This is a genomic window from Bradyrhizobium sp. 155 (assembly GCF_023101105.1).
GTDB classification, from domain to species: domain Bacteria; phylum Pseudomonadota; class Alphaproteobacteria; order Rhizobiales; family Xanthobacteraceae; genus Bradyrhizobium; species Bradyrhizobium canariense_D.
Map to the genome: position 1 here is coordinate 5,630,009 of NZ_CP064704.1, position 12,565 is coordinate 5,642,573.

At 58.7% G+C, this 12,565-nt stretch carries 7 protein-coding genes, 1 tRNA gene and 1 pseudogene; 4 read left to right on the forward strand and 5 right to left on the reverse strand.

The window, feature by feature from the left end:
* Positions 1–2,298: 2,298 nt before the first annotated feature.
* Positions 2,299–2,976 (reverse strand): hypothetical protein, encoded by a 678-nt coding sequence (locus IVA93_RS27185; protein WP_247477991.1) that lies wholly within the window; start codon positions 2,974–2,976, stop codon positions 2,299–2,301.
* Positions 2,977–3,406: 430 nt separating this feature from the next.
* Between IVA93_RS27185 and IVA93_RS27190 the strand changes: the two genes are divergently transcribed.
* The gene (locus IVA93_RS27190) at positions 3,407–3,745 is read left to right on the forward strand and encodes an H-NS histone family protein (protein ID WP_204510834.1); all 339 of its coding nucleotides are present in this window, start codon (positions 3,407–3,409) and stop codon (positions 3,743–3,745) included.
* Positions 3,746–4,877: 1,132 nt separating this feature from the next.
* On the opposite strand, the gene IVA93_RS27195 is transcribed toward IVA93_RS27190, so the two are convergent.
* A complete protein-coding gene (locus IVA93_RS27195; protein ID WP_158091481.1) occupies positions 4,878–5,126 on the reverse strand; it encodes a hypothetical protein in 249 nt (82 codons plus the stop codon).
* 486 nt (positions 5,127–5,612) lie between these two features.
* On the opposite strand from IVA93_RS27195, the gene IVA93_RS27200 reads away from it, so the two are divergent.
* Complete coding sequence (locus IVA93_RS27200) at positions 5,613–6,170, forward strand: hypothetical protein (protein WP_247367259.1); 558 nt, start codon at positions 5,613–5,615, stop codon at positions 6,168–6,170.
* 2,836 nt (positions 6,171–9,006) lie between these two features.
* A complete protein-coding gene (locus tag IVA93_RS41005; protein WP_338014020.1) occupies positions 9,007–9,348 on the forward strand; it encodes a cyclic nucleotide-binding domain-containing protein in 342 nt (113 codons plus the stop codon).
* On the opposite strand, the gene IVA93_RS27210 is transcribed toward IVA93_RS41005, so the two are convergent.
* The 3 genes and pseudogenes from IVA93_RS27210 to IVA93_RS27220 all read right to left on the reverse strand — a co-directional run bounded on the left by IVA93_RS27210 (position 9,296) and on the right by IVA93_RS27220 (position 10,476).
* Positions 9,296–9,772 carry a 2Fe-2S iron-sulfur cluster-binding protein gene (locus tag IVA93_RS27210; RefSeq protein ID WP_083926417.1) on the reverse strand — a complete coding sequence of 159 codons (477 nt, stop codon included), beginning with the start codon at positions 9,770–9,772 and terminating at the stop codon, positions 9,296–9,298. The two genes, IVA93_RS41005 and IVA93_RS27210, sit on opposite strands and share 53 nt — an antisense overlap.
* 75 nt (positions 9,773–9,847) lie before the next feature.
* A pseudogene (locus tag IVA93_RS27215) lies at positions 9,848–10,127 on the reverse strand (aldehyde dehydrogenase family protein); the annotation flags it as partial.
* A gap of 274 nt (positions 10,128–10,401) precedes the next feature.
* Positions 10,402–10,476, reverse strand: a tRNA-Gln gene (locus IVA93_RS27220).
* A gap of 253 nt (positions 10,477–10,729) precedes the next feature.
* Between IVA93_RS27220 and IVA93_RS27225 the strand changes: the two genes are divergently transcribed.
* Entirely contained in the window at positions 10,730–12,508 is a 1,779-nt protein-coding gene (locus tag IVA93_RS27225) for an acyl-CoA dehydrogenase family protein (protein ID WP_018456266.1), read from the forward strand.
* Positions 12,509–12,565 lie beyond the last annotated feature (57 nt).

Sequence of the window (12,565 nt, forward strand, 5' to 3'; positions counted from 1 at the left end):
TGATGCGCCGTCCGCATTCGCGGACCGGCACAAATTGCACAATGGCGCGGGGATGATCGGCCGTTGCCTTGCCTATGCTGCTGAAGAAAGATGCCGAGCTACTCAGCATCCCTATCGTCCTGCTCAGCGCTTCGTGCCGCTCAAGCCTGTTTAGGGCTAGAGCCGCTCCGAGCTTGCGAGCGAATGTCGTGTGCACGGTCGAGCGCCCGACAGCTGCCATGTTTGCAAACCGCAAACTTGGCTGGATCGAAAAATCGAAAATTGACGGAGAAGAATTCGAAATTTCCCGCGCCCGAGTGAACATTGCTACAAAATGCGTGCACGTCATTCGCAACCTCGCCTGCCAATGCAGAGCAGAGAGCGTCGCCGCAAAATCAATTCACGCAAATTGGTAGCGCTCGCTCGAACGGCGATAGGTCCGCCGACCGCAGCTCCATCAACTGCTGCCAAGTTACGCGAAAGATCTAGCGGTATCCCCCTTGCCCATCGTGGCCAGTGCTTGGCCGCCACGTTTGGCAATTATTGATTTTGCAATATTCGCCACTTCAGAAGCGACCACCGTGGCCAAGAAGCGTCACGATCATCCACTCCCCGATTAAATCGAGCCTATTTTAAATTAAAGCGCCAGTCTATTTATTTATTTATACGCCGCATTTAATGATTAATGCATGAAAATCAAGAAGAAGGAGGCTCTTGCGCCACTCCTTGCGAGGCGACCCCGGAATTTTACGGCTTTTACCCTGATGCACTCCGTCCGCGAGATGGTCATTGCTTCGCGTAGATCGACAGTCGCAGGGAGCCAACTGGAGCCAAACTCAGCCCTATCTGCGAAGACGAGGCATGAAAGCAACAGCCTCGCAATGCGTCGCGCGTGATTATTAACTTACGCACCCGACGCGCTCCAGGTCCGCCCGCCGTGACGCGGCGAATTTGGCTTTCGGCGAATTTGGCTTTCAATGTGATGCTGGTCATCCTCATGGAGGGCGGCAGCCGTCATTGTCGCCGGGGGCCCACGTTCCAGAGTGTGAGACCATCGCGGGACTCAAGGGTGGCGCGCTCCTAGAGCGAGGCGCGTAGCCAGACCGCTGACGCAACCCAACTGCTGGGTTATCGCTCGGTAGCCGTCGCACGTGCCCTGGAGGGCGGCGAGAAGAGTCCTCGGCTGGGATTTCTGACATTGCGATGCTCGCGCATGAAGCTTCGCATCTCGTGCTGCCGTCCCGTGCAGTCTCGTTCGCTTTACCGCGCAGCGGGGGTCGGCGAGCAAGCATTCGAAATCCATGTGAAGCTTAAACCGAAAGCAGTTCCCGGTCGGCTTACAAATGGAACCAAATTGACTACCATTAAATGAGAAATTTGATTATGTCATATAATCATGATGACTCCATCGCAAAAACGAAAAATATGTTGGGGGAAAACATGGGAGGTTGAAATGGAAGCTGCCCGCCGCCTGCGTGCAATGGCGCTGCTGTGCCGACAGACTGCCGCACTCCAACCTGAGAGAAGCTGGAAACTGCTTGCAGAGGCAGAGTACTGGGAGCATCTGGCGGCTGCGGCTTCAGCTCATTGAGCTTCGGTGGAGTATTCTTTAGCTTTCGCTTTTCGTCGACTTCTTACTTCAAATCATTTTCTGAGGCATGTGATGTCGAGTACGCGTCAGATTTTTTCTAGTGCTGTTCTGAATGAACGGCACCAGGCGCTTCTGGAGGAGCTTAGAGAGGTGGAAAAGCTTCGAAGTAAGCTCCGACATGTAGAAGCAAGAACAAGAAGAAAGCGTACCAAAGCGAGCGGCAGAGCAAGAGCCGTTTAGAGACGGCCGGGACCGCAGTAGCGAGCCCCGGTGACGACGTCGCTGCGACATGTCGGCAACCAGCCAGGCCGGGGTGCCTCACAATGCTCGAACTAACTCGGCGGCGAGACCGGCCGTCTATTCAGGATCGCGCGTTAGCTCCGATCTTCATTCGACGTTGCACTTCGGAACACAGCAACGAGTCGATCGCCTTGCCAAAGCTCAACGTCGTGCTCGTCATGCATTTGCTCGGCTCGGCGTCTCGCCGCCTGCTCGTCAATGCAGTCGAGCTTTGCAGCGCAGATCAGTTGCCGGCTGCCGTCCACCACGAACACCTTGTACCGCATAATGCAGTCCGATCCCAAAGGCGACCGTCATCGTACTCGAATGTCCGTCTAAGGCACGTGCCAAACTAGGCGTGGCGCACGGAATCTTTGTACGTGTGGCAGTTCGACTATACCGGCTCGTGGAATCCATTGATTGCGCGGCGGATGTACCTCGCATCTAAGCTAACGTAATCTCCACGCATGCCGAAGCGTGCGGCTCGAGCTCAAGAGCGAGAGGCCACCAAGCGTCATCAGCAGCACACCGAACCAGGCCGTCCAGCTGGGCGCTTCGCCGTGCGCCTCTGCAGTGCGCGCGCCCAGCGGCATATCTCGAGGTGCGTCGGCGAGAAGCTGCCCAACGTCGACTTGGCCCGGCACGGAGTGTTCGGAGGTGAGCTGGTTGGGAAGATCGACAATGGGGGCCGCCGACCCCGTGCCGAGATTGGAAGCGGCATCAGCTACCTTCATTTCGGGTACAGGCGGCTGAGATTGCTCGGGCGGTGCGGAGCGCAGCACCTCCGCGCGCGCATCAACGACCGCGCTCCACCTCGTCCCGTTCTCGTCCAAACTGGCGCTGCGGTCTTTGGCCATGCGAGCCCGAATGGGCTTCTTCACCGTCGCGATGCCCTCGGCCAGGAACCAGCATTTGCGGCGACCGTCCATTCGGTAGACCCAATGCTGTCCACCAGTGGTCGAGCTACCGGGACGCGGCACGCATTCGGCTTGCGGCGGAGAGGTTACCGTGGGTTGGGGCGTAGCAGTATTGAAGAAGTCGGCAAGAGGGTTGGCAGACGCAGGCGCCGCCGATAAACCTCCGACAAGCACCAAACTGACGAAGTATAATCGCAAATGACCGGACATCGAAAACTCCCGGGTGCGCCCCACCCCCGCTCGAACCTTAGCGGCGACAACGGCTCCCATGCGGCTTAAATCGGGCGGCGCGATGAATTAATTAATTGTACTCTTGGCTACCTGATTAATATGCCGGTCACGAGGCAGCGCGATTCATCGAGCCGTCCGCGCCGCCGTCCGGTCGATCGCCATCTTTGCGCTCGTCCCCGAGCACGAAAGCGCAACTGGCCAAGGGTGAGTTTGTGGAGGTCACGAGACGTGGCTACCCCGCGCGGCGATTTAAATACTCCGCCACGATATTACCACTGTCGCGCCTTTCTCCCTGCTACCTCTCGTATTAAATGTGGATTGCACGATCAATATTTCACTGAGGGCTTGTCTGCTCCCGGATTCCCGACTTGTCTGCCTGGGCCTTCTGCCCAAGATTAGGGATGGAGCCATGAACACCGCGCATTTCAATTCGCTCTCCGTTGACGAGCTCTGGATATTTCACCAAGAGGTCGCCGCCAAACTCACTCAGAAAATGTTGATGCAAAAAGCACATTTGGAGGAACGGCTCCACAGGATTGGACTGGCCAACGAGGCCACGCGGTTCAATCGCGAGCGCCGTCCATACCCGCCCGTTCGTCCCAAATATCGCAATCCGAAGAACCCGGCGGAGACATGGTCGGGTCGCGGCAGGCTGCCTCGATGGCTGCGGCCGCAGCTTCGAGGCGGCCGAAAATTGGACGATTTCCTAATCGATCGGGCTTCAGCCGAAAAGCGGCAGACCAATTGAGCGCGCGTTGCGGCATTTTGGGATGGAAATGCTGGCGCCGGCTGTTCCCCCCTGGGCTCTGAGCTCCTCACATCATCGTTGAAGCGCGGGTCATAACCATGCTTCGAGGCATGGCCATAGCGAGAGCGCTGGGCTGATGGTCTCGCTGAATCGCTCGGGGGGCCCGCGGCGCAGTGAGGACATCGACGAGAATCTCAAGCACGCGATGGCCGTGTCTAGTTGTCGTGCCCGCTGAAGTGCCGCCTAACCGCATTCCACGCTCGAAGGACTGGAAGGATGAGCACGATGAAAAGAACCCTGATTGCAACCGGCCTCATTGCGCGCTGCAGGAGTGGTGGGTCGTGATCGTCCAAGCGACCGGCCGTCGTGTTAATCGTCACCGGAGATGGAATTCCTGCTCGCCGAGTAGGTGCCGGTCTGCGCGAGGGCAGGACAACTACAACAAACAGAACGTTCACCAGTAGCCATATTCCCACAATGAGAAGAAAAGTACGCACGAGAACGACCATCGTTGATCTAAATCTGCCGAGCTTACTCCTGCCTCATACCCGGCACGCAACCGGCAACACTGCGTTCGCGGACGGAGCCGCTTCAGCGCAGCCGGCACATTTTCGCATCTCCCCGAGGCCGTTGGGTCCCGAGCGCTTTGCGAGCGTCCAGGATCGCTCCCAGCCTAGTCGGGCGCAACACTCGCGTCTGTGCGCTTTCGAACATTCATGCCCCCTTCAGGTATGCTAGTTCTATGCATCATCCGGCGAGAGCCGGACAGGGATGGCTCATCGGCCAAGACGGCCGTCCTCAGCCCGCAATCCCTGAACAGGGGCTGGGTCATGGAGCATGGCCCAAATATCGCAGCACGAAGAGCGGCGAATTTGGCGGTCCGCATAGAACCAGTATCGAGTTTCGGCAGTTGACTCCGGGTGGATCCGAACCAGCAACTGATTTGTTCGGGCCAAGGATAAGTTTAAAAGCTAAGCCGGCACACATGAAGGACCTCCGACGACGTTTGGAAAAAGTCCGCGCTGACGCCAGAGAGTTTATGCTGATGAGCCAGCAAGCGACGGACATAGAAAAGCGCGAGCTGTTTAAGCGCTTGGCGGATGAACTCGCCTTCGAGGCTCTCGAGCTTGAGCTAATCGTCAAGAAAAATGAGCGAGCTAATCCGTGCGACCAGCACGAGGTCGTGGAGTTTAAGCCGCCCTCTCAGCGAGCGCGTGGCTGATGCGGAAGAGGTCAAGCCGGCTAGATCGGCGTGACAACGGAACTTTGCGCATGGCTCCGCCAGCGAACGCTGCTCCGCCTTCGCCGCATCGCATTGCGGTTGGGAGGGGCCCAATCCGGAAGCGGTGATGTCATTGTACGCCGCCAGCAGTTCATCCATATGGTCCTTCCGTCGATTTCGAAGAACAGCGGGGTTTCAGGCAAGGCGCCGAGGCTACGGAAGTGGTCGACTATTTCTCGGTGAACCTCGATCGCAGCCCACGGACCCACCCGTAAATTTCCCAAGTGTTCGAAACGAGGCGCGCTGGTTAACTGGTACGGGTGAGCACCGCACCATGAAAACGCCGAAGCCAAAGCAATGGACCGACCGCGAGGTCCAGCAATTGTCGAAGCTGGCACGGACGGGCGCTGGCGTATCGAAGATTGCAGCCGAGCTGGGCCGTCACGCAGGATCAGTGATGCGAATGGCGCGAACGATAGGGGTATTGTTGAAGAAGTAGCCGTCGAGGAAGCTCGCGCATGCCCCGCCCGAAGGAGCGCAGCACGGCTGACCTACAGGCCGGAACCACGACTAATGTCCCGCACAAGCCTGAGCGCGGCGCCAGTATTTCTACCGTAGAAGAGCGTCTGATCGAGCTGCGAAAGAATGGTCAGCCCAAATAGCGTGATGGCAATGCCTCTAAACATTGTCGTGGACCACGGTGCAGTGCAAGTTCAAACGGCCCCGGCCGCAGGTTGGGAGGAACAGCCGGGGCCGGTATTCCCATTCCATGTGCCGCAATCGGCGGTAATCGGCACGCACCTAGCAAGCCAGATAAAAGCTAACGAATTGTTTCGTAAGTCCCGAATTCGGAGCGAAGCGCTGCTTTGGTGTTGCAACGGCAACGTGCTTCGCAACCAACATAGCGCGAGCGCCGCCCGTACTTGTACGGAGGTTGAACCAAACCTCTTGCCGTTGCGTGTCGTCCATATTCAACGTCTACTTCAGATTGATTTTGTGACGATCCGATTTTTCAGACGAGGCCGGTCCATGAGCGTCAAAGCCATGATGGCGACTATCCTCAAGAACCACCTGACATCGCGCGGAGTGCATTCGCTGACGCATTCGGACTGCGCGGAGATCGTGGAGCACTTGATCGAAAAGCTCACTGAGCTTGAGCTTAGTTTAGCGCGAGAAGTAGCCAACAACCAGAAACTGCAGTAGCACGAAGCATGATGAGCAATCGAGACTGACAGCGGCGTGATTGCTGATCCGTTCCGCTGCCCGATGGCCGCAGTCTGAACACGCTGCACGTCGCCACGACCGACGACGCTCTCGGCGCGCGAGAATGATGCGCCGGAATGGTGCCCCTAACGACATTGATGCTGTTTGTGGCACTATCGGCGCAGGTCGCGCCCATGGGCGAGAGACCGTCTCGATTAACCCGACCGAGATGTGTAGAGCGCCGACAGCGACCCAACTCACGACTAGGTGAGTAGGCCATGTGCTTACAAGGCAGAGGCCCCAGGAGTGCCTGAGGCGGACCTCTTCCCTCATCAACTAATCGTCGTCCCGGTCGTGAGGATGGTGTTCGAGGTGGTGCTCATGGTGATGGTGCTCTGCCCCACCTCCGTTCACACCTTTTGCCCCAGACGCAGCGATGGCGTTTGACGTGAGTGAGGTCGATAGAAGCAAGGTCATGGCGGGCGGCGTTACGGCCGCAAATCTACCGCAGGTCCTCAAAAATTCACGTCGATCGTCATCTTCTGTCGAGGCATGACATCCACGTCACGAACGTCTTCGGACCGACAGAGGCACCACATTATTTTCAGTTATCCGAATTTAATTCGTTAAATGTATTTAATCGATCATGCAATGCAACGAAGGCAGCTTAATATTCGGGGTTGGGTGAATCCGAACGTGTACCTCCTCAGCGGCGGTGGCGCTCTTGAGTATGTCCAGAGCAGTGATCCGTCGGGAACGGATGGGAGTATCGTCCTAATTAAATGGACAGCTTCTTGATGTTGTTGTAATTTTCTCGGGTTTCAGCTTCGGAACTGATGTTTTGGAGCAACTCATGCCGGAGTATCGAGCCTACATTCTTGGATCGGACGGCCACATACAGCTTCGCCTTGAACTTGATTGCGTCGACGAACCAACGGCGAGCGAACGAGCCAAGCAGCTCGTTAACGGCCAAGTCGTCGAGCTTTGGGAAGGCGCGCGCAAAATCGCGACATATAGGCCAGAAGAGTAAGGTCGCCGACTCTGGCGCGCTGGACCAACCCACATTTCGATTGCCGCGACGAGGATCTTGCTCATAGGGGCATAAGCGCACACTGCGCGTCGTTCGTGGTCGCCGTTGCTTCGGGGGCAATCGTCTCCCGGCGCGAGTAATCATTCGCCTCTGTGCGTGCTTGAGGCTCTGTTCTTTCATTTGCACAAGCGACGTTGCATTCTTGGAAATGGGACGACAGCTCAAGCTCAGCCAAGTGCTCCCAGTATTCTGCTTCCGCGAGGAGCTTCCATTTATTCACGCCATTGTACGCTGCTTGTTGACGACACAGCGAACCCATCGCGCGTAAGCGTCGCACCTTCTCCACTGCGGACCCCCTTCGGCTTGTTTTTGACAAACCTGTTATTTCTGAGTGTCAGAGTTAAAGTCTCGCAGATTGAAATGACAAGCCCGGTGTTTGACTGGTTTTATGACAGCGCAATAGTCTGACTTTTGCCGCTAGCGTGCATCCGGTTGAAACATTGACTAGATCGATAAACCCCGCTCTTCCGACTGCCCGCAATCCCCCTCGCGGAGGCGCTTAGGAAGGTGGCGGCTCCAGTCCGATGACTGGAGCCTTTTGTCCGCCATCCATCAAAGCAGGTGAGCAGTCCCAGCGCTGAGTGCAATGTCGAGTGTCAGCGCCAGAGCGTCGTCCGCCTGTGCTCTGCGCAGGCATGCAATAAGGTTCGCACCAGCAGCAGTGAACTTTTGAGCGATCCTTCTTCGATTATGGTTAGCTTTTCATCACTCCGACGTTTGATCCTTACTTTGTCTCGCCGCATTGGACCACGAACCTGCTCGACGACCGATGCCAATTGATCAACACAACCCCCGCTATTGCGCGAGCCTCGGAGGGCTATCAGTTACTGCAACTTGGACACTAAGAGCCCGACACACGCAACGAGCGTTGCCGTACTCAGGGTCAAGAGCTGCTCGGTGCGGGCTTGCAGATAGCGGTTAGCAACCAGCTGATTCAGTTGGTTTCGAAGCCCCTCAGATCGAATTTGCTGGAATGCCAGTTCGCAGAGCGCTCACACCATCTAATGGGACGTAAGCTCTGACAGATTACGACAGGCGCAAGCAGGAGCCTTTAAACGTTTATGGACGTGGATCGATCTGGAAGATGATCGACATGGACCGGACCGAGCGCTTCTTTGCCGGAATGACTGTCGTGGTCACGATCTGCCTCTGCGCCGCGTTTACGATGTGGATGCTCGTTTGAGCCGCCACTCATGCTGCCAACGGAGGCGCCCTATTTCGGTGGCTGCCATCTTGGCAAGGTCAGCCACTCGGTTACTGAGACGTGATTTCGTTCTGCCGGACCTTCCTAAGCAGACTGTCTCGTTTGTGTCCTGGCGGAAATGACCGGACTTCATCACGTAGCTGTTGAGCTTCTAGGTCAAGCCGAGCCCCACACTTCCGAGATCGCCGCGGCGTTTGCCGCGTCCCGGGAACCGGACCCTATGGTATTACCCATGCGCATTTCGCAATTGTGCAGCGGCGCGCTGGGACCTAACTCCTCAATCACCCTGAGAGACAACAATTCGCCTCCGAGCGCGTGTGGTTGGAGTTTTTGAGATTGAGAGCTTCCGCAGCTGAATTGGACTTCGGGGCGCGAGGCGTAGGCGGATTCAAACAAAGTTCGAGTTGGCCGCCCCATGACGCTCGAAATGCGATGCGGCGATCGTTAGAGGAGGCCGCAGTGACGCTTCCCGCCGAAATTGGTAACCGACTCTGGCAGCACTACCGGCGGCGGACCTCGATCTGCTGGCGCCCGAGCTAGAGATGGTAGCGCTCGATCGGGATGCGGTCGTCTCGCAGGCGGGTGACCAGACCGAGCACGTCCTCTTTCCTCATAGTGGCGCCATTTCTGTGATGATCGACATGGCCAACGGACAGACGGTCGCCAGCGCCGCAATAGGGCGCGAGGGAGCAGTAGGCACTGTTTCCGTGCTGGGGCTGTCCCCTTCGGCCGTTACCGCCGCCGTTCGTGCCGCGGGCATCGCCTCGCGAATCCCCGCATCGGATAAGGCGCACGTTTTGTCATTAGACGTTGGCAGTCGGTTGGGCCTATTTAGAGGTCCAAGGTCAGCTTTTTCGACTTTGCACCCGAATAGCAAATCATGATCGTCTTGTTTGTCTCTTGTTCCTGCTTGCTCAGAAACTGCTCGCGGTGATCCGGCATGCCTTCGATCACGCGTGTCTCGCAGGTTCCGCAGCCACCTTCCACAAGCGAAATTCCTGAATCGATCAGTGCATCCAGGAATCGACTTCCCGGGCTCAACGGCAACCGTACGATATCGAAACATAACGGCCGTGCCCATCTTCCAACCCAAGATCGCGCGAACCATCGGTTTGCTTCAGCGACGCGGAGCCATCTATCCACGGCCGCACGGGTTTCTCGCGACAGATTGATTTCGAAATGGCCTGGAGAAATATGAGATACCGCTCCACATGTCGGGCGAACTGAACTCACGGGCCAACTCAGCCAGCCGTCAAAGCCCCGACCTTGAGCCAGAAGGTGTTCTGCGGATTCCGACGCGTGTGCCATCACGGCCGGAAACACTTTTGCATTGGCGGACGCTGGTCGTGACGAGCGCCAAGACCCGATGCGACGAGAGCAACTTCATGAGTAGAATCCGAGAACGGCCTTTGTCTCGAGATATTCTTCCAAACCCCTCTAGGCCGTACTCCCGGCCGTTGCCGGAACGCTTGTATCCACCGAAAGGTGCGTTCGGGTCCCAGTCAGGATAGTTCACATGGACCTGACCAGACCGGATCTCTCCGGCTACGGCCCGCACCGTTTCCATATCCGTGCCCTGCACGTGGGCGCCGAGGCCGTAGACAGTGTCGTTGGCGATCTCGATCGCCTCCTCCACTGTGTTGTAGGAAATGATGGACAGCACGGCGAATTCCGCACCAATGCATTATTTCGACTGCTTGTCCGATTGTTCGCTGTAGTACCCTATCCTACGATGAGGGCGTAACAGACCACCCCAAGTAGCCTCGGCGGTATATACTGAGATGAAAGCCACGGAGATAGGCCACTATGGTCGATGTAATGCACGACGCCGTTTAGTTTGATTCGGGAACGAGCATCAGAAGCTCCATTTCCAAACGCGTTCAAAAAATTCGGCGGCATCAGAGCTGCTTACATAACGAACTCAGCAGCTTAAGCGCTGGCTGGGGCGGGAGGGATCGAACCTCCGAATGGCGGAATCAAAATCCGCTGCCTTACCACTTGGCTACGCCCCATCAGGCCCTCGGGAAACGGCGGCGACAGGAGCGTCCGCGGATTCCCTCGAGTGGTGCCGGTCTATAGGGAGAGGCGCGGCATTTCAACCGCCCGGAGGGGCAAAATACCACAGGCGCCGGTGGCGCCGCGCCATGCCTTACAGGAGCGCTACGCCAGCCCGTTGCCGACGGGCGTTCCGCCACCCTCCTGACAGTTGAGACCTCCCCCGTTTCATGGGAATACGGCGCCAAGAACTGTCCACGGGAGTGAGCCATGACCTACCGCGCGCCGATCTCTGACATGCTGCTGTCGCTCAACCACGGCGCCGGCCTGAAAGCTGCCATGGAGGCCGGCCATTACGGCGATTTCGACGGCGATATCGTGAGCGCCGTGCTGGAGGAAGCCGGCAAGTTCGCAACCGACGTGCTGGCGCCGCTCAACAAAGTCGGCGACGAGCACGGCATCAAGCTCAGCGACGGCAAGGTCACGACCGCGCCGGGCTGGCCGGATGCCTACAAGCGCTGGACCGAGGGCGGCTGGAACGCGGTCTCCGGCCCCGAGGATTTCGGCGGCCAGGGCCTGCCGCTCGCGATCAACGCCGCCTGCAGCGAGATCTGGAGCGCCGCCAACGTCGCCTTCGGCCTCTGCCCGCTGCTGACGGCGTCGGCGATGGAGGCGCTGGACGCGCATGGCAGCGACGAGCTGAAGAAAATCTATCTCGAGAAGCTCGTCTCCGGCGAATGGACCGGCACGATGCAGCTGACCGAGCCGCAGGCCGGCTCCGATGTCGGCGCGTTGCGCACCCGCGCCGAGAAGCAGGCCGACGGCACCTATCGCATCAAGGGGACGAAGATCTTCATCACCTACGGCGAGCACGACATGACCGACAACATCGTGCATTTCGTGCTGGCGCGCCTGCCGGACGCGCCCGCAGGGACCAAGGGGATATCGCTGTTCCTCGTGCCGAAATTCATGGTCAACGAAGACGGCTCGCTGGGTGCGCGCAACGACATCTTTGCCTCCGGCGTCGAGCACAAGCTCGGCATGCATGCCTCCCCCACCTGCACCATGACCATGGGCGATCATGGCGGCGCGATCGGCTTCCTGGTCGGCGAAGAGAACCAGGGCATGCGCTGCATGTTCACGATGATGAACCAGGCCCGCCTCGGCGTCGGCCTCGAAGGCGTCGGTGTTGCCGACCGTGCCTATCAGCAGGCATTGTCGTACGCACAAGAGCGCAAGCAGGGCCGCGCCCTCGGCAACAAGGGTGACGGTTCCGATGCGATCTTCGTGCATCCCGACGTCAAGCGCATGCTGATGCGGATGCGGGCGCAGACCGCTGCGGCGCGCACCATCTGCTATGCGACCGCGGTGGCGATCGACGTCTCGACGCGTGCCAGGGATCCGAAGGTCCGCGCCGACGCTGCCGCGCGTGCGGCATTGCTGACGCCGATGGCCAAGGGCTATTCGACCGACATCGGCAACGAGGTCGCCTATCTCGGCGTGCAGGTGCATGGCGGCATGGGCTTCATCGAGGAGACCGGCGCGGCGCAGCACTATCGCGATGCCCGCATCACCGCGATCTACGAGGGCACCAACGGCATCCAGGCCATCGACCTCGTCACGCGAAAGCTCGCGGCCAACGGCGGCGCGTCGGTGTGGGCGCTGCTCGACGAACTCTCCGCAATCGTGAAGCAGGTCGAAGCCTCCAACGATCCCGCCTTCGGCACCACGGGCGTGAAATTGCGTGAGGCACTGGAGTCGCTGACGCGCACCAGCAAATGGCTGCTGGAGCGGCTTCCTTCCGCGCCGAACGAGGCGCTGGCCGGCGCGACGCCGTATCTGCAACAGTTCGGCGCCACGCTCGGCGGCTGCATGCTGGCGTCTGAAGCGCTCGCCGCGAAATCCGACGGCATCGCGGACGCCGGGCGCTACGTCTCGCTGGCGCGCTTCTTCGCCGAGAACATCGCCGTGCAGGCCGGCGCGCTCGAGCGCACCGTGACGGAGAGTGCGGAGTCGGTCGCGGCAGCGGATGCGGTGCTGTTGGGGTAGCTGGGACGCGTAGCCCGGATGGAGCGCAGCGCAATCCGGGGCCATCATTGCTGGTGA

What these genes read in the sequence shown, in the direction of transcription:
- IVA93_RS27185 (WP_247477991.1), bottom strand. Translation starts at nt 2,976, where the DNA reads ATGTCCGGTCATTTGCGATTATACTTCGTCAGTTTGGTGCTTGTCGGA.
- IVA93_RS27190 (WP_204510834.1), top strand. Translation starts at nt 3,407, where the DNA reads ATGAACACCGCGCATTTCAATTCGCTCTCCGTTGACGAGCTCTGGATA.
- IVA93_RS27195 (WP_158091481.1), bottom strand. Translation starts at nt 5,126, where the DNA reads ATGGATGAACTGCTGGCGGCGTACAATGACATCACCGCTTCCGGATTG.
- IVA93_RS27200 (WP_247367259.1), top strand. Translation starts at nt 5,613, where the DNA reads ATGGTCAGCCCAAATAGCGTGATGGCAATGCCTCTAAACATTGTCGTG.
- IVA93_RS41005 (WP_338014020.1), top strand. Translation starts at nt 9,007, where the DNA reads ATGGTAGCGCTCGATCGGGATGCGGTCGTCTCGCAGGCGGGTGACCAG.
- IVA93_RS27210 (WP_083926417.1), bottom strand. Translation starts at nt 9,772, where the DNA reads ATGGCACACGCGTCGGAATCCGCAGAACACCTTCTGGCTCAAGGTCGG.
- IVA93_RS27225 (WP_018456266.1), top strand. Translation starts at nt 10,730, where the DNA reads ATGACCTACCGCGCGCCGATCTCTGACATGCTGCTGTCGCTCAACCAC.